The organism is Mesorhizobium sp. LjNodule214 (genome assembly GCF_964252735.1).
Lineage (GTDB): Bacteria > Pseudomonadota > Alphaproteobacteria > Rhizobiales > Rhizobiaceae > Mesorhizobium.
Map to the genome: position 1 here is coordinate 522,958 of NZ_CAXUPE020000003.1, position 23,876 is coordinate 546,833.

22 protein-coding genes are annotated in these 23,876 nt (G+C 64.5%); 4 read left to right on the forward strand and 18 right to left on the reverse strand.

The features are described from left to right. Positions 1-18 precede the first annotated feature (18 nt). Entirely contained in the window at positions 19-1,077 is a 1,059-nt protein-coding gene (locus ACSQ3Z_RS27785) for a D-TA family PLP-dependent enzyme (RefSeq protein WP_436174474.1), read from the reverse strand. 138 nt (positions 1,078-1,215) lie between these two features. Here ACSQ3Z_RS27785 and ACSQ3Z_RS27790 point away from each other — a divergent pair, with 138 nt between their 5' ends. Then, the gene (locus ACSQ3Z_RS27790) at positions 1,216-1,902 is read left to right on the forward strand and encodes a D-lyxose/D-mannose family sugar isomerase (RefSeq protein ID WP_436174475.1); all 687 of its coding nucleotides are present in this window, start codon (positions 1,216-1,218) and stop codon (positions 1,900-1,902) included. 46 nt (positions 1,903-1,948) lie between these two features. Here the strand turns inward: ACSQ3Z_RS27790 and ACSQ3Z_RS27795 are convergent, their stop codons facing one another. From ACSQ3Z_RS27795 to ACSQ3Z_RS27825, 7 genes are read right to left on the reverse strand one after another with little or no spacing between them, the layout of a single operon-like run. Then, a complete protein-coding gene (locus ACSQ3Z_RS27795) occupies positions 1,949-2,224 on the reverse strand; it encodes a hypothetical protein (RefSeq protein ID WP_436174476.1) in 276 nt (91 codons plus the stop codon). Between the two features lie 25 nt (positions 2,225-2,249). After that, positions 2,250-3,110 carry an RDD family protein gene (locus ACSQ3Z_RS27800; RefSeq protein ID WP_436174477.1) on the reverse strand — a complete coding sequence of 287 codons (861 nt, stop codon included), beginning with the start codon at positions 3,108-3,110 and terminating at the stop codon, positions 2,250-2,252. Beyond that, positions 3,103-4,110 (reverse strand): stage II sporulation protein M, encoded by a 1,008-nt coding sequence (locus tag ACSQ3Z_RS27805; RefSeq protein ID WP_436175167.1) that lies wholly within the window; start codon positions 4,108-4,110, stop codon positions 3,103-3,105. The genes ACSQ3Z_RS27800 and ACSQ3Z_RS27805 overlap by 8 nt, the downstream gene beginning before the upstream one ends. A 2-nt stretch (positions 4,111-4,112) precedes the next feature. Beyond that, positions 4,113-5,423 (reverse strand): DUF58 domain-containing protein, encoded by a 1,311-nt coding sequence (locus ACSQ3Z_RS27810; protein WP_436174478.1) that lies wholly within the window; start codon positions 5,421-5,423, stop codon positions 4,113-4,115. Beyond that, entirely contained in the window at positions 5,420-6,376 is a 957-nt protein-coding gene (locus tag ACSQ3Z_RS27815; RefSeq protein WP_436174479.1) for an AAA family ATPase, read from the reverse strand. Before ACSQ3Z_RS27815 ends, ACSQ3Z_RS27810 begins: the two co-directional genes overlap by 4 nt. Continuing rightward, entirely contained in the window at positions 6,363-7,568 is a 1,206-nt protein-coding gene (locus tag ACSQ3Z_RS27820) for a DUF4350 domain-containing protein (RefSeq protein ID WP_436174480.1), read from the reverse strand. The genes ACSQ3Z_RS27815 and ACSQ3Z_RS27820 overlap by 14 nt, the downstream gene beginning before the upstream one ends. After that, a complete protein-coding gene (locus ACSQ3Z_RS27825; protein ID WP_436174481.1) occupies positions 7,565-8,197 on the reverse strand; it encodes a DUF4129 domain-containing protein in 633 nt (210 codons plus the stop codon). Before ACSQ3Z_RS27825 ends, ACSQ3Z_RS27820 begins: the two co-directional genes overlap by 4 nt. Here ACSQ3Z_RS27825 and ACSQ3Z_RS27830 point away from each other — a divergent pair. Then, positions 8,191-9,129 (forward strand): hypothetical protein, encoded by a 939-nt coding sequence (locus tag ACSQ3Z_RS27830; protein ID WP_436174482.1) that lies wholly within the window; start codon positions 8,191-8,193, stop codon positions 9,127-9,129. The genes ACSQ3Z_RS27825 and ACSQ3Z_RS27830 overlap by 7 nt on opposite strands. A gap of 296 nt (positions 9,130-9,425) precedes the next feature. Here the strand turns inward: ACSQ3Z_RS27830 and ACSQ3Z_RS27835 are convergent, their stop codons facing one another. The 5 genes from ACSQ3Z_RS27835 to ACSQ3Z_RS27855 form a co-directional block, all read right to left on the reverse strand. Further along, on the reverse strand, positions 9,426-10,259 hold the full coding sequence (locus ACSQ3Z_RS27835) for a hypothetical protein (RefSeq protein ID WP_436174483.1): 834 nt from the start codon (positions 10,257-10,259) through the stop codon (positions 9,426-9,428). 105 nt (positions 10,260-10,364) lie between these two features. Then, on the reverse strand, positions 10,365-12,050 hold the full coding sequence (locus ACSQ3Z_RS27840; protein ID WP_436174484.1) for a hypothetical protein: 1,686 nt from the start codon (positions 12,048-12,050) through the stop codon (positions 10,365-10,367). A 95-nt stretch (positions 12,051-12,145) separates the two neighbouring features. Beyond that, entirely contained in the window at positions 12,146-13,270 is a 1,125-nt protein-coding gene (locus ACSQ3Z_RS27845) for an NAD(P)/FAD-dependent oxidoreductase (RefSeq protein ID WP_436174485.1), read from the reverse strand. Positions 13,271-13,354: 84 nt separating this feature from the next. Continuing rightward, complete coding sequence (locus tag ACSQ3Z_RS27850; RefSeq protein WP_436174486.1) at positions 13,355-14,884, reverse strand: amino acid ABC transporter permease/ATP-binding protein; 1,530 nt, start codon at positions 14,882-14,884, stop codon at positions 13,355-13,357. 97 nt (positions 14,885-14,981) lie between these two features. Beyond that, complete coding sequence (locus tag ACSQ3Z_RS27855; RefSeq protein WP_436174487.1) at positions 14,982-15,818, reverse strand: ABC transporter substrate-binding protein; 837 nt, start codon at positions 15,816-15,818, stop codon at positions 14,982-14,984. Positions 15,819-16,030: 212 nt separating this feature from the next. On the opposite strand from ACSQ3Z_RS27855, the gene ACSQ3Z_RS27860 reads away from it, so the two are divergent. Further along, complete coding sequence (locus ACSQ3Z_RS27860; protein ID WP_436174488.1) at positions 16,031-17,119, forward strand: LacI family DNA-binding transcriptional regulator; 1,089 nt, start codon at positions 16,031-16,033, stop codon at positions 17,117-17,119. 42 nt (positions 17,120-17,161) lie between these two features. Here ACSQ3Z_RS27860 and ACSQ3Z_RS27865 read toward each other — a convergent pair whose 3' ends face one another. The 5 genes from ACSQ3Z_RS27865 to ACSQ3Z_RS27885 form a co-directional block, all read right to left on the reverse strand. After that, positions 17,162-18,802: an ABC transporter substrate-binding protein gene (locus ACSQ3Z_RS27865; protein ID WP_436174489.1), complete on the reverse strand. Its 1,641-nt coding sequence runs from the start codon at positions 18,800-18,802 to the stop codon at positions 17,162-17,164. Positions 18,803-19,045: 243 nt separating this feature from the next. Beyond that, entirely contained in the window at positions 19,046-20,023 is a 978-nt protein-coding gene (locus ACSQ3Z_RS27870) for an alpha/beta hydrolase (protein WP_436174490.1), read from the reverse strand. A gap of 16 nt (positions 20,024-20,039) precedes the next feature. After that, the gene (locus tag ACSQ3Z_RS27875; protein WP_436174491.1) at positions 20,040-20,717 is read right to left on the reverse strand and encodes an isochorismatase family protein; all 678 of its coding nucleotides are present in this window, start codon (positions 20,715-20,717) and stop codon (positions 20,040-20,042) included. Further along, positions 20,718-22,022, reverse strand: coding sequence for a M24 family metallopeptidase (locus tag ACSQ3Z_RS27880; RefSeq protein WP_436174492.1), 1,305 nt, complete (start codon positions 22,020-22,022; stop codon positions 20,718-20,720). It lies immediately after the preceding gene. Positions 22,023-22,108: 86 nt separating this feature from the next. Continuing rightward, positions 22,109-23,104, reverse strand: coding sequence for a GlxA family transcriptional regulator (locus ACSQ3Z_RS27885; protein WP_436174493.1), 996 nt, complete (start codon positions 23,102-23,104; stop codon positions 22,109-22,111). An 87-nt stretch (positions 23,105-23,191) separates the two neighbouring features. Here ACSQ3Z_RS27885 and ACSQ3Z_RS27890 point away from each other — a divergent pair, with 87 nt between their 5' ends. Then, positions 23,192-23,689 (forward strand): GAF domain-containing protein, encoded by a 498-nt coding sequence (locus ACSQ3Z_RS27890; protein WP_436174494.1) that lies wholly within the window; start codon positions 23,192-23,194, stop codon positions 23,687-23,689. Positions 23,690-23,876 lie beyond the last annotated feature (187 nt).

Sequence of the window (23,876 nt, forward strand, 5' to 3'; positions counted from 1 at the left end):
AGAATCAGCTACCGCTACTCACCCCATCCGCCCACGCGCGGCCACCGGCAGCGTTTCCAGCACCTTGTCGCCGTCGACCAGATGCACCTGGTCGAACAAATTGGTAACGACGCAGCAATGGTCGGGCACGACCCGCACGCGCTCGCCGATGCGCAGCTTTGCATCGCCCGAAAGCGTGACGTTGCCGTGCTCTTCGCTCAAGCCGGTGACCCTGGCGCCCGGAATGCCCAGCAACTCGCCGAAATCGGCCAACCCCAGCGTGTCGCTGGACAGCGCCTTGCTGCCGGCATCGAGAATGGCGCGCGTCGGCGTCGGGTGGCTGACAACCGTCGACAGCACCGTCAGCGCGCAATCGTCGAGGCTGCCGACGCCTTTGGCGACCTGGTAGCGGTCGAGATAGATGTAGGTGCCGGGACGGTATTCGGTGACGACGCTGTCCTCGCCCGAGCGCCACATATCTGGCGTGCCGCCGCTGGAGATGCGCTGGCATTCGAGGCCCGCTGCCGCCAGCGCTTGTTTGGCATCCACTAGCCACGCCTCGGCTTGCGCCGCGCGGCCCGCCGCCGGATAGGTCATCAGCCCGCCGAAGCGAAGGCCCCTGGCCTTGTCGATCTCGCGCGCCAGCGCGACCGCTTCGTCCGCCGTCTGCACGCCGCAGCGGCCCATGCCGGTGTCGCATTCGACCAGCACCGGCAGGGGATGGCCGACATCGGTGAAGGTGGCAGCCAGCCCCATCAGCGTGTCCCTGCTGTCCGATGTCACCGACAGCGTGACGCGGCCGTGCAGCGCCTTGAGGCGCTCGAGCTTCGCCCGGCCAAGAATATTGTAGGGGAGAAAAATATCGGCGAGCCTCGCATCGGCCATCACCTCGGCCTCGCCGATCTTCTGGCAGGTGATGCCGACGGCGCCGGCCGCGACCTGCTTCTTCGCCCAATAGGGCAGCTTGTGGGTCTTGATATGAGGCCTGAGCTTTAGCCCCTGGCGGTCGGCATGCGCCTGCGCCCGCGCTATGTTGGTTTCGGCGCGGGCGGCATCGATCAGGATCGCCGGCGTATCGAGGTCGTCTATGTTGCGCATGGATTGTCACCTTGGGATTTGCTGGACTTATGACCCTGATCGGTCCGGATGTCATGAGGCCAGCATAGAGTTTGCGTCGACACCGGATCGGTGTTCGGCTATGCGCTGTAGGCGCCGCCTGAAGAAGGGATCACCACCATGAAACGCTCCACCATCAACGACATCATCCGCGACGCCGACGCCTTCATCCGCTCGTTCGGCTACATCATGCCGCCCTTCGCCTACTGGAGCCCGGAAGAGATGAAGACGCGCAAGGCTGACTCCGCGGCCATTTTCACCTCGCGCCTCGGTTGGGACATCACCGATTACGGCCAGGAGAAGTTCGACGAACTCGGTCTGTTCCTTTTCACCGTGCGTAACGGCGTCTACGCGGACATGAAAAAGGGCATGGGCATGCTCTATGCCGAGAAGATCATGATCTCGCGCAAGGACCAGCTGTCGCCGATGCATCGCCACAACATCAAGGCCGAGGACATCATCAACCGCGGCGGTGGCAAGCTGGTGCTGGAACTGTTCATGCACGATCGCGACGGCGGTATCGATCCGAAGGCCGAGGTGTCGGTGCCGGTCGACGGAACCATCCACAGATTGCCGGCCGGCGGGCTGCTGAAGCTCGATCCGGGCCAGAGCGTTACCCTAATGCCGGGCGTCTGGCACGCCTTCTGGGCCGAGGGCAAGGACGTGCTGATCGGCGAGGTTTCGACCGTCAATGACGACCTGACCGACAACGTCTTCCGCGAGCCGATCGGCCGTTTTTCGAACATCGACGAAGACGTCGCGCCGCTGCACCTGCTGGTGTCGGATTATGAGAAGTGGGTGGGGTAGGGGCGGCGGCCCGCCTTCCTTCCTTCCTTCCTTCCTTCCTTCCTTCCTATGTCGGGCGATTGAGGAGTCCGCGCAGTCTACGGACTTCGGCGATCAGACGAGGGATGTCCTGACGCGCGGCGGCCATGAAATCCTGGTCCGCGACAGTCGCACCGCTGAGTTCGATGTCATCGCCTCGATCCGTTCCTTCACCGGTTTGGATGAAATTCGATCCGCCAAGAAAATCCCGACCCTCGACCCATGATTTCCAAGGGCCAGTTTGGGCCGCGGCCACTCGGGCTTCCATCTCTTGAAGTTCAAGCTCGGACAGAGAAGTGTTCATGGCAAGCCTCATCCGTTCGTGGACGCTACCGTGCGTGCTTGTCGGCCTTGCGGGTGCCGAGCAGCAGCTTGCGCTCGAGATGCGCCCTGAGATCTCCGTAATAGGCGGTCAGGAACGGCTTTGCGTCATGAGGCTGCGGCGCGGCGCCAATCTTGCGCCCGATCGTGTCGGCGACTGCCCTTAGCGCGAAATAGTCGTCACGGCGCAGCACCTCTTCCAGCTTGTGCAGTTCGGCGATGCCATAGGCGTCGAGCTGGGCCGGGCTGAAATGGAACGCGTTGGCGACCGGATCCTGCCGCAGCGACAGGTCCTCGACCAGCGCAAGCTTCGGCGCCTCGACCACCCAGGTGCCTGCCAAAAGGTCGCCGATGCGCAGGCGGTCGCGGTTGAAGAGCGGGAACAGCGCGAACAGCAGCGCCCACACCAGCCCGAAGATCGTCGTCAACGTGTCCGCTACGCCCGCGCCGCCGCGCCCGGCGAGGATGGACAGCGGCAGGAAGATCTCGATCTCACGCATCAGATTACGCGCGATCACCTGATCGATCGAGAGACCCGCGCCGCTGCGCGAGGCGACCCGTATGCCGACGATACGCTTGCCGGGCGTCGCGGCGCGCCGGCCGGCCTCGAAGGCGATGAAATAGGCATTTCGCAACAGGAAGATCAGGATGATCCAGACGATGAAAAGCGGCTGCAACTCGTGCTCGCCAAGGCCTCTCAACCCGAACAGCGCGACGATCGTGATCACCACCGCCGCGGTGGAGATGATCACGACATCGAGCAGGAAGGCGGAAGCCCGCGTGCCGGCGTCGGCAAGCCTGACCCTGAGATCGACACCCTCCGGCGTGATCAGCGGTCGTGCCGCCACAAAGGCAGCGCGCCTAGCCATGTCGCACCACCCGGAACAGGTAGAAATAGCCGCTCCCCAGCGCCAGCATGCCGCCACCTATGGCATAGCGCGCGCCATCGCTGGTGATCGTCTGCCGGCCGATGCCTTCGAGCAGGCCGGCAAACAGCAGCATCACCACGACGCCAACCATGGCGGTCGCGGCCGTCCGCCCGGCCTGGGCAGCGGCCGCCATGCGGGGCAGTTCGCCGGGAAAGGCGATGCTCGTGCCGATCCGCATGCCGGCGGCGCCCGCCAGCGCGATCGCGAACATCTCTGTTGTGCCGTGGATGGAGAGCCAGCCGCCGAGTTCGAAGCCCAGCCCCTTGGCCGCGTAAATCTGGAATATCGCGCCGAGCATGCAGCCGTTCATCAGGATGAGCAGCACGCTGGGCACGGCAAAGGCGAAGCCGAGGGCAAAGGCCAGGATCGCCACCTGCGTATTGTGCGTGAAAAGATAGGCGGCGAAGCTCGACAGGAATTCGCTGCTGGCGCCGTCATAGAGCACGCTGCGCAGCATCTCGGCCGACGAATCCGGATTGCGGCCGCCGGCAAGGCCAGGCGCGATGATGGCGTCGTACCAGCCCTTGTCGGACGCCACCAGCCAGTAGCCGGCGCCGGCGCCGATCGCCGTCAGCCCGACAGACACCAGCGTCTCGCGCCACAGGTCGCGAATGGCGTGCGGCCAGTCGTGCAGGAAGAAATCGCCGATGCGCTGCCGCAGGCCGCGGCGCGCGCCATAGAGGTAGAAATAGCCGCGCAGGCAGAGCGATTCGAGATAGGAGACCAGGGCATTGTCGAGCGATGTTGCCCGCGCCACCGATAGCGAAGACAGCGCCGACCGGTAGAGCAGGGGCAGCGACAGCAATTCCTCTTCCGATAGCGCGCGCGGCGCCCGTTTCTCGACACGCGCCAGCAGCGCCTCAAAAGACTTCCAGTCGGCCTCGCGTTCCTGGCGGAAGCTGGCCAACGACTGGCGCACCGCTTTCGTGCCGGCTTGCATCGTCACAACAGATCCTCCTGCTTGAGCTGCAGGTAGCGTTCGACCAGCGCCGGGCCCAGCCGCTGATGGCTGGCCTCGATCACATGCGCGCCGAGCAGGCGCAGCCGGCCGATCACCACTTGCCGCTCCCTGAGCAGGCTGCCGGCGGTCACGGCGCGCGCGACGTCTTCGGGGGCGATAGGCGGCATGTCGGCCAGCGTTTCCAGTTCGACGTCCTTCATCATCATGAACAGCACCAGATGCCGTTCGGTCAGCCGGCCGACGGTGCGCAGCATCAGTTCGGCACTGATCGGGTCGACGAAATCGGTGAAGACGATGACCAGCGAGCGCCGGTCGAGCTTGGCGGAAAGTGTCGTCAGCGCCAGCGTGAAATTGGTCTCTTCGCTGGAATAGTCGATCTCGGCCGCCCGCTTCTGGATCATCGCGAAGCTGGCGGAGCCGCGCACCGAACCGCTGGTGACGCGAGGCCGGGCATCGAACGAGAACAGGCTGACCATGTCGCCGCCCTTCAGTGCGATGAAGGCCGACAAAAGCGCCGCCGTCACGGCACGATCGACCTTCGGCACACCGTCGACCGGCTCGCACATCAGGCGCCCGCTGTCGATGGCGAGCACGATATTGTTGTTCTCCTCGATCCGGAATTCGCGCGCCAAAAGCTTGCCATGGCGGGCGCTGCGCTTCCAGTCGATCATCCGCCGGCCCATGCCGGGCTGATAGTCCTTCAGCGCCTCGAACTCGCGGCCCTGGCCGGCGCGGCGCTGGGCATGGCCGTCGGCGAGCGCCGAGCGTTGCAAAAGGGTGATCGCCTCGTCGCGGGCGCTGCTGACATCGGGCAGCACCGCCACCTTCTTGTCCATCGGCAGCACGACCTGGTTCCAGACCAGCCCGAACGGTCCGCGCCAGCGCAGCCACAGGCGATCGAAGCTGGCAATGCCGCGCCGCAACGCCTCGAACTGCAGGTCGAGCGTGCCGCCGTCCTTGGTCGGAGCCAGCGCGCCGCCGCTGCCGGCGACCGGCACTAGCCGCGCATCATGGCCGACCCGCGCCTGCAGTGCCCGCGGCCGGCCGGCAAAGCGAGCGGCGATCTGCAGGTTGAAGCGACCGCCGACGCCGATCTGCGGCGGCGCGTCGAGGCTGGCGCTGAGCGATGCCCGTCCGCGTCCGGCGGCCGCATCCACCGCCAGGAAGGCAAGCAACAGGCAGATCCACAGCAATCCAAGATACCAGAGTGACGGCAATGCCAGCGCCACCAGGAATGCCGGAATGGCCCCCGCCGCTGCTGCCCAGATCGCTCTGCCGCTTGGATAGATCAACGTGGCGCTTCCGTCTGGTCGACGAGGTCGGAGACGATCTGCTCGACCAGCCGCCCGTCGATCTGCGCCGCCGGCGAAAGGATGACGCGGTGGCGCAGCGCCGGCACGGCGAGCGCCTTGACGTCGTCGGGGATGACATAGGCGCGGCCGTCGAGTGCCGCCCTGGCGCGCGCCGCCCGGGCGAGCATTGCGCCGGCGCGCGGGCTGGCGCCGACTTCAAGTTCCGGGCTTTGGCGCGTAGCGCGAACGAGGGAGGCGATATAGCCGACGACATCGTCGACGAGCGTGACATCGCCGACCGTGGCAAGCGCCTTCTCCAGCGTCTTGCGGTCGGTCTGCGCCTCGATGCCGTATTGCTTGATGTCATGCGAGGCGGAGCCGCCGCCATGATGGACGATGATCGCGCGTTCCTCCTGCGCGTCGGGGTAGCTCACCCGGTGCTTGAACAGGAAGCGGTCGAGCTGCGCCTCCGGCAGCGGATAGACGCCCTGGTGCTCGATCGGGTTTTGCGTCGCCACCACCATGAAGTTGCTGCCGAGCGAATGCGTGGTGCCATCGAAGGTGACGGCGTGCTCCTGCATGGCTTCCAGAAGCGCTGCCTGCGTCTTTGGCGGCGTGCGGTTGATCTCATCGGCGAGCAGCAGGTCGCAGAAGATCGGGCCGCGCGTCAGCGTGAACTGCCCGCTCTGGAAATTGTAGATGTTCGAGCCGACGATGTCGCCGGGCATCAGGTCGGGCGTGAACTGGATGCGCCCATAGGCGACGCCGAGCGCTTGCGCGAAGCAGCGCGCCGTCATCGTCTTGGCGGTGCCCGGCGGTCCTTCGAGCAGGATGTGCCCGCCGGCGAACAAGGCCGTCAGCATCAGGTCGACCGTATCGTGCTGTCCCGTGATCGCCTTCGCCACCTCTTCCCTGATCGCATTCGCCAGGGTCTTCACATCATCGACGTTCACTGAGCCTCCTTGCCGTCCAGTCGTGCAGCCGTTCGGCTGCCTCATGCATTTGCGCCAGGGTCCTGGCATTGTTTGCGGCCTGCAGGCGGACAGTAAAGCCGCCGGCTTCATCCTTGTCGCGGGAATCCAACCAGTGGTCGAGCGCTTCGCCCTGCAGGCCGTGCGGCGCGCCGAGAAGTGCCGCGGCGCGCGCCCGCGCCAGGGCGCCGTAGCGGTCGCCCAGTTTCTCCAGCCGTCCGGCGCGCCTGAGCAGCATCGCCGTGGTGTCGACCAGCGCCTGTTTGCCGAAGGCGATCGCACGGCCCTCGGCACGCGGCGGCCCGAAACGGCCAAGGCCGTGCAGGAACGCCAGCGCCGAGGCGGCGAGGATCGTCAGCGTCAGTGCCAGGAACGGCGGCTCGACCAGGAGCTTGGCGAGATCGTATTTGCGCCCTGCGCCATGCAGGGTGAGGTCGAAGATGACCGCGCCCTCATCGGGCGCCAGAAAGGTGATCAGGTCGCGCGCCGCCGCTGCCTTGTCCGTGTCCTTGAGCGCGGCGTTGTTGATCAGGTCGGGGTCTGTCAGGATGTAGAAAGGCTTGTCGGCAAGCTCGGTGAGAACGGCCTTGCCATTGCCAGCGGCGATCAACGGGTGATCGTCGGCCACCCACTGCATATCCTCTGGCGCGGCAATGAGCCTGCCTTCAATGTCGAGTTTCTCGACCGTGCTTTGGCCGACGCCAAGCTTTGCCGTGGCGATGCGGCTAAGCCACTGGTTCACCACCATGTCGGGCAGCCGCTCGATCTTCATCTCCCAGCCCTCGTGCTCCCGATGCGGCATCGTCTGCCATTTGGGCAGCACGAAAAGCGTCGGCAGGTCCTGGCGGAGATCGAGGATGCGGGTGAGCGCTTCCGGATCGCTTTCCGGCGAGATGGTGACGATCAGCAATTTGTCGCTGGTAAGGTCGTCCTCGTTCCTCGCCATCGACGGCGGCTCGCCGGTCAACTTCAGCCATTCCACCAGGCCCGCATAGCCGGAGCCGCCCTTGGACAGTGGCGTGGGGCCGCCGCTGCTGGGCTGCCGGAAGTCGGGGGCATAGGTGGAAAGCAGGAAAAAACCGGCCGCGGCCAACAGGCTGGCGAAAATGCCCCAGAACAGCGTTCTGCGGCTGAATGGTTCCTGCGACGGAACTTCGGCTGCCGAAGCGCTCATGCCCAGGCGTCCCGGAAGGCGAATCGCTCATAGGCGCCGCGCGCCTGTTGCCAGCCTTCGGCACCGACCGGCCGCTGGGCGAACAGGGCGGCCTCGACGATGCGCGCGATCTCGCTGAAGGCGCCGCGGGCCCGCGCCGGCAGGGAAGGCGCATTGGCGATGTCGCGCGACGTCAGCGACGGCCGTAGGAAGTCGGGCAGCCGTCCGGCAATGTCGGCGACGCTGCGGCGAAGCAAAAGATGCACCGCCTCGTCATAATCGCCGCGCGCGGCGAGCGCGTCCGCCTCCGACAGCAGGATCTGGGCTGTGCCTGCGTCGGGGCGCCATTCCTCTTCCGCCTCGGTCTCCTTGCGCGCGCGCCGCCACGGCAGGCGCCAGGCGACGCCTTTCACTTCAAGCGCGATCAACAGCAGGATGATGGCGGCGCCAGATATCACCGCGGCCCAGAACAGATAGATCATATAGGGGCCGAGCCGCGCCAGCATCTCCAGCAACGGCTTCAGCCATTCGGGCGGCTCAGGCTGAACAAGGGCCGGCAGGCCGAACTGAATCGAATCATCGGCCAGCAGCTGCTTGTGCATCTTGGCCAGCCATTCGGCGTCCACCGTGCCCGGCCCTGCATTTGCCACCCGCTCGCCCCCTGCAACCTGCGGTTCCGCGCCGACAGTGGCAATGCAGAATAAGAATTGCAAGTGGGCTGGACGCCGACCTTCTATCTTGGCAAATTTACTGTCGAGGCTGCCAGCTTGCATGCGGCGGCGAGCACGGGGGGTGCATCATGACTTCGACGACACTGGAACGGCCCGAGAAATTTCAGATCGGCAGGGTGTTCAACAACTCATTTGCCGTAATCGGTCGCAATATCGGTCTTTGCGTTGGTTTGGCTTTGCTGTTTTCAGGTGTGCCGACGGTTGTTTTTCGATTTTGGACCGACTCGCGCATGCAAGCGATCTTGCAGACCGATCCTGGCGCCGCGGCAGACCCCACCTTCGCGTTTGGCAATCCCTGGATCACGATTGTTGCCGTTCTCATAAGCTCCATGCTCGCGCTGCTGCTGCAGTCGGCGCTTGTGCGGGCCACCATCGAGGACCTGAACGGCAAGCGGCCGACCTTTGGCGACAGCCTCCAGATCGCCACCCGCTTTTTGCTGCCGACCCTGGGGATCGGCCTGCTCGTCGGCCTGGGATCGGGCTTGGCCATGATCGCCTTGGTGGTGCCCGGCATCATCCTGTGGCTCGGCTGGTCGGTGTCGGTGCCGGTTCTGATCCAGGAGCGGCTCGGCGTGTTCGGTTCGATGTCGCGCAGTCGCGTCCTGACCAAGGGCAGCCGCTGGTCGCTGTTCGGCCTGTTCTTGGTTTTGATCATCATCGCCATGGTCATCCAGGGGGCGGTTGGAGTGGTTGTCTACCTGTTTCACGGCACTGTCGCTTCCATCATGGAGGGGCTGGTGCAGAGCGTGGTGTCGATGGTGCTGTCGGTCGCCGCCGCGGTCAGCTATGTCGAACTGCGCCAGGTCAAAGAAGGCACCAGCGTCGACGAACTGGCGGAGATCTTCTCCTGACGAAAGAGACCGCCGTCACCCTGTTCGTGGCCGCTGTAGCGGCTTTGTTGGCTCGCTCGACGCGTGATCCTGCACTCGCCTCCATGATGAAGGCGTATAATACGCAGCACAGAGAGTGATTGCCGCCAGCAATGGTGGGAGGACGCTCGACATGCTCGCCGATCCCGACGAGCCGCGCGACCTGTTTGGCATGCTGCTGAGGGCGGCAGTGCCGGTGAAGGTGGGTTCGCCTGGAAATAAGTGAATCCATTGCGTGGGCGGCGCGCACATTGAGCGCAGGGACGCGAGCGGCCTGCTCACGGCCCCAAAGCCTTGAGCGCCGCCGGAACCGGATAGCGGCTGCCGTCATAGCGCAGCCGGTAGGTCCGGTTGACAGGCTTGCCGGGATGGGACTGGCATTCGCCGTTCGTGTCGGGGGAGGGCTCGTCGGTATCCCTTCGCTCAACCACGGTGATGTCGTGATAACCGTGGTGGCTCGCCTGGTTCATCGCCAGGCTGACCTGGCTGGAATGAAAGGAGCCGGCGCAACTGGCATCGCCTTCGCCGCCAAAGTCGGCCACGACGAGGCCGTCGAGCACAACGCGCAGGGCATCGCGGGTGAGGGCATAGAGCCGCAGGTCGGTTTCACGGAAGGGATTGGGCTGCGAATGGTTTGCCATTTCGATGCGCAGGCCGAAGGCAGAGACATCGGACGCCAGCCTATAGCGGCCAGTATCGAATTCGATCGTGCGGATGGCGATGGCATCATCGTTCATCAGCCCGGGTTGGAGCAGGCGCTGGCGCACCTGCAGGCTGTTCTTGTCAACGACCAGGAGTTCGATATCGCCGACATGCTGGCCGTCGCTGGACTTGGCGCTGTCGATCAGCGGCACTGCGACCAAAAGCAGATCGTCATGAGCGGGCCAGATCTTGCAGACCAGGCCAAATGAATTATCGCCCTCCGGGAGCGTCAGGGCGATGCTGGCATGGGGTTCGAGCGTGAACGAGGCGCCGTCGGCGCTCTTTTGGGCCTGCGGATAAGCGAGTTGCACCAGTGCGGCAGCATCGCCGCAATCGTCGGCCGCGGCCTGGGTGGGCGACAGGCTGACGGCGGCGAGGCCAAGGAAGAGAGTACTTAACAGCAATCGCATGGGAGGTTCTCACGTCGCAGGGCCGGGTTCGGCCAGGATTGTCTACGCGAGATTGGTGGCGGCGCACAGGGGCGCAGGAAGTCACGACACCTCCTTAGGCTATCGTCAATGGCAGCAGCTCTGCCCTGACTGCACACTCGTCCGGCAGAGGCAGGACGAGGTGATCGGCATGTCCGTTCGGGCCAGCGCGGTGGCGAGCCTCGCCTGCAGCAAGGGTAGTTCCTCGATCTCGTCGCGTCGATTCAGGCATTCGACCAGGCCATGCAGCGCCCAGACATTGTCCGGGTGCTGCGCGCAGCGCTGCACGGTGCCACTGAGGCCCAGATCGTCGCGGTAGACCTGCTCGGCCTCTTCAGCGTGACCCTGGTCGAGAAGCAGCGCGGCCAGCGCATGGCGCGGCGGATGCATCCACGCCCACGGCTCGGTGTAGGACAGATTGTCGTCGAGCTCGACCGCTTCCCTGAGATTGACATAGGCCTCCTCGTGCCGGCCCTGGTGATACGCAAGCTCGCCGTCGAGCAGGGCGGCGCCGACGGCGAGCGAGGCGCGGGTCGGGTTGCTGAGGAAGCGCCGCTCCGGCGGGATGCGGCTCAGATGAAGGTGGAAGCGCTCGCGCTCCTCTTCGGCTGCTCGGAAATCCCGCAGCGTCGCATGCGCGACGCCCTTGGCGTAGTGCTGCATGGCCGTGGTCAGGACATAGAGCTCGGGCTCTCCAGCCATCGGCTCGTCGATGATCTCCCGCCAGCGGCCGAAGCGCACCTGCACATGCGATTTCATGGCGTGGTAGCCTTCCACCGTCTGGGTGAGTTTCGGCCGGTCCGGCATGCCGACGACGTCGCGCGTCACCAGGCTGCGCACCTTGTCGGCCGCCCGCAGCGCCGGTTCATGCTGACCGAGGAACATGCAAGAAAACATCATCAGGTGCAGATCGTGGCAGCAGCCAAGCAGGTAATAGGAAGTCTCCTGCGCATAGGCCAGATAGAGGTCGTTGGCGCGCACCGCCTTTTCGCTGGCGAGTTTTGCTTTCTCGTATTCGCCGCACAGAACATAGATATGCCCTGGCATATGGTTCATATGCCCGGCATCGGGGCACATCGTGCCGAGCAGGTCCGCCGAGCGCATGCCGCGTTCCGGCATGGTCGACATTTCCAGAAGATGAATATGCAGATGGATGATCGCCGGATGCTGCGCGACGCGACTTTCGTCTGCGAGTTTGATCGACCGCTCGCAGACCTCCAGCGCCTCAAGCACGTTCGAGTTCGGCGCCGGCCTGCCGGTCTTGAGGTCCCACAGACGCCGGACTGTGCGCATCATCAGCGCCTCGACGAACAGCGCCATCACATCGTGGTCATCGGAAAAGGCTTGGTAGACGCGCCGCATCTCGGCGGCATAGGCATCGTCCCATTGCTCGAATTCCGCTGGCGTCACGCGCTGCGGCTTCTGGAAGCGACAGGCCAGCGCCTCGATCAGCCGCCTTTCGACCGCGCTCGCCTGATCGGCCTTGGCACGCGCAAGCTGGACATGGTCGAAGCAGAGTTTGGTCGCCCTGTTCGCCTCGGCCTCGCCATGCTCCTTCCAGGTCAGATTGTAGAAAGGTCCGGCGGCATAGGCGAGGCCCCAATGCACGAAGGCACAATCAGGGTCCGTCTCCAGCGCCTTCTCGAAACACTTGATGCCTTCCTCGTGGTTGAAGCCGTAGCACCAGTTCAGCCCGATATCGAACCAGCGCTGCGTCTCCGCCGATCGCGTGGTGATGGGGCGCCGGTAGGTGCCGAGATCGAAATGATCCATGCCTGATTGCTTCTCGCGCCGATGGTCGGTCAGGCGCAATCTGTGCCAAAATTCACGCGCATGGCAAATGGCATTCGGCGGGCGATTGCTTCCGCTCAGCTATCAAACCGTCCAGGGCGAAACGATTCAAGCAGCATGTGAGGGCTGCCGCTGACGATTTCTCCGGCCAGCAATTCTCCGGCGACAAGGCCAAGCGTCGCGCCGCTATGGCTGAAGACGACGTGATAACCCGGAATGCCGGTCAACTGGCCGATCACCGGCTCGCCGTCGGCGGGAATTGGTTTTGGCCCGGTGTGATGGCTCTCCAGAGCGAGCGTCGGATTCCCCTCCAGCACCTTGGAGGCTTCATCGAGCAGTCCCGCAATTGTCGACGGCTTCGCCTCGTACGCCCCGTCGTCCCGCACGATGACTTCGTCTTCGGACCAGGCCGAGTCGAGCGCAAAGGCACCGTTCGGCGTCGGCCGGATGGCGACGCGCGGCGTGTTGACCACGGCCCGAAGCGGGTGCTGCAGCGGCTTGGCGAGGACAAGCAGCGCGCGTGTCGTGCCGTCGCCTATGCGCTTGCCGACTTTCGCGACCATGCCCGGCACCGCCGAGCCCGTCGCAACCACGACGGCGTCTGCATTGACGACCTGGCCGGAAGCGGTCTTCACGCCGCTGACACGGCCGTTGGCGAGCGTGACGTCGGCGGACCCGGCATCGGTCAGGACACGGCCGCCGCGTTCGCCAAACTCCTTCAGCAGCAGGCCGATGAGCGACGGGAGGTCGACCCATCCTTCGCCGGCATTGAAGATCGCGCCCTGAGTTGAAACCGCCTTTGCATCGACACCCGGGGTGACGGCGGCGATATCGTTGGGCGCGAGCAGGCGCGTCACATAGCCGATCGCCTGCTCATGACGGAAGATTTCCGGGATCTGGTTGGAAGCATCGTCGGCATCCCAGGTGAGGCCGCCATCGAAGCACAGCCAAGCGCCGCAATCATTGCCGGCGGCAAGCGCCCGGTAGCGGTCGAGGCCCTGCATGCGGAGCTTGTGATAAGCGGCCGAACGCTTTCGCGCCGAATTGAGCCAGGCGAGCGAGCGCGACGATGCGCCATTGGCAACCGGGCCGTCATTGATGACCGTCGTCTCCACGCCGAGGCGGGCGAGATGGACGGCCGTGGAGATGCCGAAGATGCCGCCGCCGATGACGACGACCTTGAGGGCAGGATTGTGGGTCATGAATGCAGCTTTCGATGGTCGGACGATTGGATTTCGGGGTGTGCCCTGCGCCTGGCCCGGCCGGCCCGTGCGCGGCGGCATCGTTCATAGGACCTCGGCGAGGAATTGCCTGAGCCGCGGGCTCTTCGGCCTGTCGAATATCTCCGCGGGTGGGCCGACCTCGACGATACGGCCTTCGTCCATGAAGGCGACCTGGTCCGCCACCTTGCGGGCAAAGCCCATCTCGTGGGTGACGACGATCATCGTCATGCCGCGCCGGCCGAGATCGGCCATCAGGTTGAGAACGCCCTTGACGAGTTCGGGATCGAGCGCGCTCGTCACCTCGTCGAAGAGGATGACTTCGGGGTCCATCGCAAGCGCGCGTGCAATCGCCACGCGCTGCTGCTGGCCGCCTGACAGACGGCTCGGCCGGTAGTCTTTGCGCGCGGCGAGGCCCACTTCGGCAAGGCGTGCTTCCGCCTGGCGCCTGGCCTGGTCTGTCGCCATGCCCTTGATCTTGGTCAGGGCGAGCATGACGTTCTCGAGTGCCGTATGGTTCGGGAACAGATTGAAATGCTGGAAGACCATGCCGACACGCCGACGCAGCGTCTCCGGTCTCATCGCCAGGATGCTTTCGCCATCGAGCAGCACGTCGCCGGCCTTCGGCTCGACCAGGCGATTGAGGCAGCGCAGCAGCGTCGACTTCCCGGAGCCCGACGGTCCGATGACGCAGGTGACCGTGCCCGGCTCGACCTTGAGCCGGATCTGCTTGAGCACCTGAAGCTCGCCATAGGCCATATCGAGATCGCGGACTTCCAGGCTGCCGGCCTTGACGGCTGACGGCGTGGCACCAGTCGTCGCTGAGGCTTTGCCCGCTGTGTTCTCCAGCTCGCCGACTTCGACAAGGCCGCTGACAACGCCGCCGTGCTTCTGCTTGCCGAGCCGAAGGCGATTGTCGATGGTGTTGACCACATGCGTCAGCGGCACGGTGATAATGAGATAAAACATGCCGGCCAGAAGCAAGGGCGACAGGTTCCCGGTGACCACCGCCTGGTCCTGGCCGATGCGGAAAATCTCGCGTTCGGAGGCAAGCAGGCCGAGGAAGTAGACGAGGCTGGAATCCTTGACGTTGCCGATGAACTGGTTGACCAAAGCAGGAAGCACGCGGCGCACACCCTGCGGGATCACGATCAGCCGCATGCCCTGGCCGTAGCTCATGCTGAGCGCGCGGCACGCTTCCATCTGGCCGGTTTCGACACTCTGGATGCCTGAGCGAAAGATTTCGCCAATATAGGCGCCGGCGATCAGGCTGAGCGCGAGGATGCCGAGCGGGTAGGGGGAAGGGCCAAAGATGTCCCGGCCAATGCGCGCGAACCCCTGCCCGATCAGCAGGATGGTGAGGATGGCGGGCAGCCCGCGAAAGATGTCGGTGTAGATCCGCGCCGGTATGCGCAGCCAGGCGGAGCGCGAGATGCCCATCACCGCAAGGACCATGCCGAGGAAGATGCCGATCACGGTCGAGGCCGCCGCGAGGATCAGGGTATTTTTCAACCCGACGGCAAGCAGCGCTGGCAGGACCGATGCCATCGCGTCCCAGTCGAAAAAGCTCCGCTGAAGGTTCTCGAGCCAATTCATCTGCAAACCTGCCTTGTGCGGCGGCATAGCCGCCGGTCGCGCGATTGCTCATGCCTATTTGAGGCCGCCGGCACGAATGCCGGCGGCCTCGTGCGGCTCAGTTCTTCTTGGGAAGATATTGCTCCGGCATCGGCGATCCGGGGAACCATTTCTGGTAGAGATCCTTCCAGGTGCCGTCCTGCATCGCTTCGTGAATGCCCTTGTTGAGTGCTTCACGGAATGCGTCGTTGCCCTTGCGAACGACAAATCCGGCCGGTGCATCGAAGGACGGGATGTTGATCGCGATCTTCAACGCCGGATAGCGCTCGCCATATTGTTTCGCCGCCTCGTAGTCGAGGAAGTGCGCATCGACCGTGCCATTGTTGAGCGCGGCGATGGCGGAGTTGTTGTCCGGGAATTTTACAAGGTCCGTATTCTTGAAATTCTTCGCGGCATAGATCTCCTGCAGCGTGCCCTGGACGACGCCGAGGCGTTTGCCGGCGAGGCCTTCGGCGCTGGTGATCTTGGCGTCGGACGTCAACACCGACAGATATCCGGCCAGGTAGCCGTCGGAGAAATCGACGTTCTTCTTCCGCTCGGCCGTGGTTCCGATGGCGGCGACCGCGACGTCGAAACGTTCATTGGCGACCGAGGGCATGAGCGCGGAGAATTCCTGGCCGGTGAAGGTCACCTGGTCCGCCTTGAATCCCATCCGGCCCACCACGTTCAGGAAGAACTCGAGGTCGAAGCCGGTGAACTTGCCGTCGGCGGTCGTGAAGGCATAGGGCTTGGCATCGCCCATCGTGCCGACGCTGATGGTCTTGGCATCGATCAGATTGTACGGGTTGTCGGCGGCCCAGGCCTTGGGCAGGGACAGGGCGGCCAGCGTGATGGCGAAAATGATGGAGCCGATGCGCTGCCGCGGGCTCGATGTGAAAAGACCTCTGATGCTCATGGTTGTTCTCCACTCTGAAGATCGGTCCGCGGGGGGCGCTGAAGCTTTCACGGCGGACACGCGCCAATTTTCGATACGGCTTGCGATGCGACGCCTCCAGGCGCTCTTTTTCTTGTGAGACCGGTCTCAAACGGAAATGAGACCGGTCTCTTGACATTTGTAGTCACGGGAATGACCATCCGTCAACGAATTCGGAAGCGATTTTTTCCACAATGAAACGTCCGCCCAAGGCTCCCTCCATCACTGTCAGCGACGTCGCCCGCCAGGCGAAGGTCTCGAAAGCCACGGCAGCGCGCGTGCTGGGCGGCTATGGCCGGGTGAGCAAGACGGTGCGTACCGCCGTGCTCGAAGCCGCGAAGGCGCTCGACTATCGTCCGAACGAGCTGGCGCGCAGCATGACGACGGGACGCTCAGGCAGCATTGGCGTGGTCGTCGGCGACATCGAGAACCCGTTCTTTTCGCTTGCGGTGCGCGGCATCAGCGACGTGGCGCGTCTGTCGGGCATCAATGTCATCCTGGCCAATTCGGGCGAACAGGTCGAAGCCGAGAAGAATGCGATACGCGTCCTCATGGCCAAGCAGGTTGACGGGCTGATCGTCACGCCCGCCCAATCCGGAGAAATCGCCCATCTCGTCGAGATTGCGCGCTCCGCCTGCCCTCTGGCGCTGCTCGACCGGGCGCTGCCGGACCTCGATGTCGATACCGTCACCGTCGATGACCGGGATGCGGCCTTGCGCGCCACCCGCATCCTAACGCAGGCAGGGCATACCAGGATCGCCTATATGACCGCTGCGGTGTTGTCTGGGGATTTTCGCGGCAGCGAGTCGAGGATCAACACGTCTACCGTGCGTGAGCGCATTCTGGGATTTCTCGATGCCTGCCGGGAAGCCGGCATCGGGCGAGCCGAGCGCAACATCCATTTCGGAACCGGACGCTCCGAGACGTCGCGGGCCGCGATGCAAGAACTGCTCCGGAGCCCCGGCCGGCCGACGGCCATTCTCGCATCCGACAGCCTCGTGGCGCTCGAACTGTTCAAGGCGATCCGGGAATGCGGCCTGCGCATTCCGCAGGACATGTCGCTGATCACCTTTCACGATGCCGACTGGACGAGCGTGACGACGCCTCCCATCACGGTCATCGACCAGCCGGTCTACGCGCTGGGAAAATCAGTGGCGGAGCTATTGATACGCCGCCTGAAGGGCGATGACCGGCCGCCCGAAAGGATCATCCTGCCGACGACCATCATCGAGCGGATGTCGGTCGCGCAGGCTCCGGATGTCGTCAGGCAGGCCACTGCCTGACGCGCCCACATTGGGTGGCCACGTCAGAAGCCGATCAACAGATCAGCTCTCCAGCCAGACCTTCTCGAAATGCTGCTCGAGCGACTGGTGCTGCTCGCAGCCATGCACGCCCTTGCGGTAGGTGCGGTAGACCGAACGCCAGTAGGGCTGGATGATGATGCCGGAGTCGCGCAAATTCTGTTCGATCTTGGCCATGATCTCCTTGCGCGCCTTGGCGTCGGGCATTGCCAGCGCCTTGTCGAGAAGTTCGTCGAACTCCTTGTTTGCATAGGCACTTTCGTTCCAGGCCGCACCCGATTTATAGGCGAGCGCCAGCACCTGGACGCCGAGCGGCCGTCCCAGCCACTCGGTGCAGGAGAAGGGATATTTGCTCCAGTCGTTCCAGAAGGTGGCCGCTGGCAGCACGGTGCGCTTGATCTTCAGCCCGGCTTCGCGCATCTGCGCGGCGATCGCATCGCCGGTGCTCTTCTGCCATTCGACGTCGACGGAGATCAACTCATACTCGTGGTCGGCCTTGCCGGCCTCGGCAAGCAGCTTCTTTGCCTCATCCACATCACGCCTGGCCAGGCCGATATCGGCATATTCGGGGTGCATGGGGCCGACATGGTGGTTGTCGGCGGGCTTGCCACGACCGTCGATACCGAGTTTCAGCACGGCTGAATTGTCGACGGAAAGCTGTGCGGCGCGGCGAACCTTGACGTCGTCATAGGGCGCATTGCCGACATTGAAGCGGGCGACAATGGTCGAACCGGTGGCGATCTCGGAATTTTCGAGCCCCATCTGCTCGGTCTGCGACACGGCATCGGAAGCGGTCTCGTGGTCGGTGTCGATCTCGCCGGATTCGAAGGCCGACAGCATCGCGTTGGGGTCGGAGCCGTAGTCGACCCATGTGATGCCGTCGAGATGGAACTCGCCCTTCCACCAGGGCTTGTCCTTGCGCCGCACCTCGGCGCTGGTCTCGGCATCCCATTTCACCAACTCGCAAGGGCCGGTGGTGATGGCCAGCGCCTTCATCGGATCGCCGTCGCCCTCATAAGAGCGGTGCATGATCAGCGCCGGATAGTCGGCCATGCCGGCGATCAGCGAGATGTCGGGCTTCGGCAGATTGAGCTTGACGGTGAAGTCGTCGACCTTCTCGATGCCGCCGTCGACCGGCTTCTTGGTGTCGGCATTGACCAGCGCGCCCATGCGCGCGGCGACCGAATTGCCGGCGACGGAGGCGTCGCACCAGCGCGTCAGATTGTGGATGACATCGTCGGCGTTGAACGTGTCACCGTTCGACCAGGTGATGCCTTTGCGCACATGCAGCGTCAGCGTCTTGGCGTCGTCGCTGGTCTCCCAACTTTCGAGCAGCCATGGCTCGAAGCTGAAGTCGGTGTTCCAGCGCACCAGATATTCGTTGCAGTGGCGCGCCACATTGGACATTTCGACGCCGTCGAAGGTGCGCGGGTCCTTGAAACCCTTGACGTTCATGGCGACGCGCAAGGTGCCGCCGCGCTTCGGCTCCTCTGCGCGGGCGGGCGAGGGCGCAAGGCCGCCGAGCGCCAGCGCCCCGGCGGCGCTGACGCCGAACCCGGCCATCAGGGCGAGGTACTCGCGCCGGCTGATGCCGCCCTTTTTGAAATCGTCGGCGATCGGCTTTGCGCGCGGGTGCAGCTTTCGGTCGGTCAGCATGAATTTCATCGTCGTTCCCTCCTGTTGGTGCATGTCGCCCAAAAGTGCGCTGCGGTTTTTGGGGCAACGACATGCACGAAAAACCAAGGCGCCCCGGTTGCCGCCAGACGCGGGGGAGGATGCGGTTCACCGGAGCGCCATTGCCTCGGGCGATGATAGGGCGGGCTGACGCCGGGAAATGTTCGCTCTTCCGCAATTCTTGTGCGTTGTTCCGCAACGGACTGCGCGCGCGGCGAGGCAACGAGATGGCGTTCAGGACGGCCGGTTGTTCTTTCCCAGCATGGTCACGGAAGCGATGGCCGAAAGGATGTCGAGGAAAGCCTCGCCGGCGCGCGGCACGCTCTTGCGGGCGCGCAGAAAACTGTGCACGAGGCGCGGCTCCTCCTGCCACCAGGCCGAGCCGCCGGCGGCGACGATGCGGTCTCGGTAGGCCTCGCCGTCCGACGATAGCGGGTCGCATTCGGCTGTGATGACGAAAGTCGGCGGCAGGCCGGAGAAAACGCTGTCCTTGAGCGGTGAAAAGGTCGGCTCGTCGAGCGATTGTCCCGACGCCGAGCGGATGCGGCGATAGAAATCGACATCGCTGATGCTGAGTAGCGGCGCGTCCGCATGCTCGACGTAGGAACGGCCGGTCCCGTCGCCGCCGAGATCGGGATAGATCAGCACCTGTCCGGCAGCGTGGCGCGGGTGGCGGCGCGTGGCGTGCGCCACTGCCGCGGCAAGATTGCCGCCGGCGCTCTCGCCGCACAGCACGATCGGCAGGGCGCTCGTCGCGGCAATCCATTCGAATACGGCCAGCGCATCCGCGAAGGCGGCAGGATGGAGATGTTCCGGCGCCAGCCGGTAATCGGCCGACAGCACCTCGAACCCGGTCGCCGCGCAGATCTCGGCGCAGATATCGTCATGGCTGTCGAGCCCGCCCAGCACAAAGCCGCCGCCATGATAGTAGACGACGATCGCCTGCGGCGCCTTGCCGGCGATTTGGTAGCGCCGGACCGCGATGTCATGATCGGCGACGACGATCAGGCCGTCATTGGCCGAGACACCCGGCGGATGGCCCTGGTGGAAGGCCCGGCACATCGCGTCGTAGACGGCCCTCTGCTCGGCGATTGGCAACTCGGCGATCTCGGGCGGATACCATTCGTTGACCCGGTCGATATAGACCCACAAAGCCGGATCGAGCCGCCGGGCGTATTTCCCGCGCTTGGTCATGTGGTGGACCGTGCCCATCGCATCCGATCCCGGGTCAGAGGTCGTCGTAGAGCCCGGCCGCGTTCTCATAGGTGAAGCGCAGCGGCACCGAACCCTCGACCTGCCAGACGCTGACCGTGTCGCCCGACAACAGCCGGCAGGCATCCACGGTGTTGCTAACGGCGCCGCCATAGAGCCGGTTGGCGAGGTTGAGGATGGCGGTCTGGTGCATCGCGGCGCTGGCGCTGCCGCAGGCGTCCTTGACCAGCAGTACGCGAAAGCCCAGCGCCGCCGCGTCCCTGACAGTGGCGTCGATGCAGGCCTCGGTCCACACGCCGGCGATAACCAGCCATTCGATGCCGCGCGCTTTCAGTTCGCCCGCCGCGGAGCCTGCGCCGAAGGCGCTGGCCTCGGTCTTGACCAGCATCGTCTCGCCGGCAGCCGGCGCCACTTCCGGGCAGATCGCGGTGAGCGGATCGTCCTTGTCGGAGAAGGCCGATTTGCCGCTCGCATCGACCGGATGAAACGGCCGCGCCTTGGCGAGGTCGACGACATAGGCGAAGTGGTAGAGCGGCACGAAATTGCGCCGCGCTGCTTCTTGCAGGCGCTGGACGTTGGCGAGGATGGCGCCGAACCCTTCGACCAGGTAGCGCTTGTCCTGGCGATGCTCCTCCTGGAGATCGATGAACACCGCCGCCACGGTGCCTCTGCTGATCGAGATCGGGCTCTTCATTCAAACGTGCCTGTCAAGAAACTCATCTTCATAGGGGAAGCGCGACAGAAGCTCGGTGCCGGTCTCGGTGATCAGGATCTCGTCCTCCAGCTTGACGCCCTCGCGGCCGCCTTTCTCGCCGATATAGCTTTCGACGCTGACCACCATGCCGGGCACGATGATACCGTCGCGGCCATAGGTCTCGTAATCCATGGCATGCGCGATGAACGGCGTCTCGCCATGCATGCCGACGCCGTGCATCACCGACGTATAGCGCTGGTCGATGAAACGGTCTGGGATCTTCCACGCCCTTTCGGCGATCTCGCGAAACGCCATGCCGGGCTTGACGATCGAGATGTTGTGCTGAACCTGGTCGTGCGCCATGCGGTAGAGCGATTTCTGATAGTCGGTCGGTCTGCCCGGCCCGCAGCGGAAAGTGCGCGAGAAGTCGGAATAATAACCGTAGCAGCCGATCGTGTCGGTATCGAGCGCCAAAAGTTCGCCCGGTCTGATCTTGCGGCCGCTCGCTTCGTTGAACCACGGATTGGTGCGCTGGCCGGAGGTGAGCAGTCGGGTCTCGATGAACTCGCCGCCCTGCCGGATCACCTCGTGATACATGATGGCGAACAAATCGTTCTCGGAAACGCCAGGCTTGATCGCCTCGCGTACGGCCGACACGGCGGCTTCGGCGCCGGCCATCGACACCTGCAGGCATTTCACTTCCTCCGGCGTCTTCACCGCGCGCACCGCCAGGATCTCGCCCTGGCAATCCCTGACCTCGCAGCCGCGCTTTTCCAGCGCCAGCGCCTGCAGATGGCCACAGCGGTCGAGCCCGAGCTTCATAGAGCCGCCGCCGTGTTTTTTCAGCAATTCGGCGATCTCGTCGGCAAAGGGACCGGCCGTCTCATCGTCACGGCCCGAGACGGAAGACCAGACCAGTTTGGACGGTCGCGCCTCGTCGATCGTGTCGAGCACCATCGAGACATGGTAGCTCTGCGGATACTCGAACAGCACGATCGGCCCTTCGGTCGGGATGAAGAAATAGCGCGTCGAGTTGCGCAGGAAATAGCCAAACATGTTGCGCGAGCCGGTGGCGTAGCGCTGGTTGTAGGGGTCGAACAAAACAACGCCGCCATAGCCCGCCTCGCGCATCCAGCCGCGTAGCTTGGCGAGCCTGCCTTTGCGCAAAGCGTCTGCGTCGATGAAGGACGGCTCGGTGTCCGACAGCCACATGCCGCCGGCCGGGTCCGCTGCTGCCGGGTGGCGCATGCGGTCCTTGAAGTCCACGTCCTCAGTGCTATCGGGATCGAAAACGACGATGCTCATGGGTGCCTCCTGAAGCGGCGAAGATGGGCCATGCGTCATGCAAAGGCTGTGCGGAATCCCGCAAATGTCGTGCCGGATGCCGCACCCTAATGCCGCCGCATCCCCTTCGGCGCGTGCCCATGCTCCTCCCGAAACGCCCGCGCAAAGCTCGACATCGAAGCAAAGCCGCAGGCCAGTGCCACGTCGCGCACCATCAGCGTCGAATGCGCGAGCAGGTCGGCGGCGCGCTTTAGCCGCAGCCGGCGATAGTAGCCATTGGGCGAGATGCTGAGCTCTGCTCGAAAATTGCGCTCCAGCTTGTCGGGCGACACGCCGAGCCTTGTCGCCAATTCCGCCATGCCGAGCCGTTCTTCCACCGCGTCCTCCATGATGGCGATGGCCGACAGCACCAACTCGTTCTGGACGCCGGTGCGCAGCCTCAGCGGCATCAGCTTGCGGTCGACGCTGGAGCGCAGCGGGCTGTGTACGAACCATTCGGCGACGCCGGCGGCAAGCTCGGCGCCATAGTCGCGGGTGATGATCTCCAGCATCATGTCGAGGCTGCCGACACCACCGGCCGAGGTGAAACGCTTGCGGTCGATGACATACAGGTCGCGCCGCAGTTCGATGTCCGGAAACGCCTCGGTGAAGGCCGCCTGGCTGGTCCAGTGCAAGGTGCAGGCATGGCCGTCGAGCAGGCCCGCGCGGGCGAGGAAGAACGCCGCATCTGCCACTGCACCAATATCGGCGCCGCCACGCAGGCTTTTGCGGATCCAGCTCACTGCCTCATCGGCGACGAGGTGATCGGCATCCCCGCCGGAGCAGACGACGATGCGGTCGACCTTCGGCGCATCGCCGGCAAAGAAGCCCGGCTGGATGACGACGCCGTTCGAGGCCTCGACCGGACCCTTGCCGGCGCCGACGATCACCCAGCGGTAGCATTCCTTCTTGGCCAGCACATTGGCCGCGCGAAGCGGTTCGATCAGCGAGCTGAACGCCATCATCGGAAAGCCGGGGAAGACCAGCACGGCGAAGGTGAGGGGGGCTTCGGCCGCCGCCGGCGGCGCGCGCTCACGTTTTCGGTCGGCGAGGGTGGCGTTCACGATTGTGTATTTCCCAGGCGCGTCATTGGTGGCAGACAGGAAACTGTAGCGGGCGTTCCGGGACGCTGGCAACGGAGACACGACACCATGTTTGCGGCAACCGCCATCGACAGCAGCGACAAGGCAGTGTTTTACCGCGATCTCGCCACCCAGCTGAAGGCGCTGCTCGAGGGCGAGCGCGACTCGATCGCCAACGCCGCCAACACGTCGGCGCTGATCTACCAGATGGTGCCCGATCTCAACTGGGCCGGCTTCTATTTCCTGGCCTCCGACGAGGAGCTGGTGCTCGGGCCGTTCCAGGGCAAGCCGGCCTGCGTGCGCATCGCGGTCGGCAAGGGCGTCTGCGGCACCGCCGTCGATCTCGGCATGTCGATGCTGGTCAAGGATGTGCATGACTTTCCCGGCCACATCGCCTGCGATGCGGATTCGCGCTCGGAGCTGGTCGTGCTGCTCAGGGACAATGACGGCGTCTTCGGCGTGCTCGACCTCGACAGCCCGACGCCCAGCCGCTTCGACAAGGAGGATCAGGCCGGCATCGAGAAGCTCGCTTCGATCTTTGTCGCGGCGAGTTCCTTCGAGGATTAGTTCCTCGACATAGAACTCAGCATCCGTCGTCGAGTTCTACGGCGCCCCCCTCTGTCCTGCCGGACATCTCCCCCACTTGGGGGAGATTGGATGTCGCGACCGCTTTCGCCAATAACCAACGCTGAAGGATGATCGCCGTCGGTGACACTGCCAATCTCCCCACCTGTGGGGGAGATGTCCGGCAGGA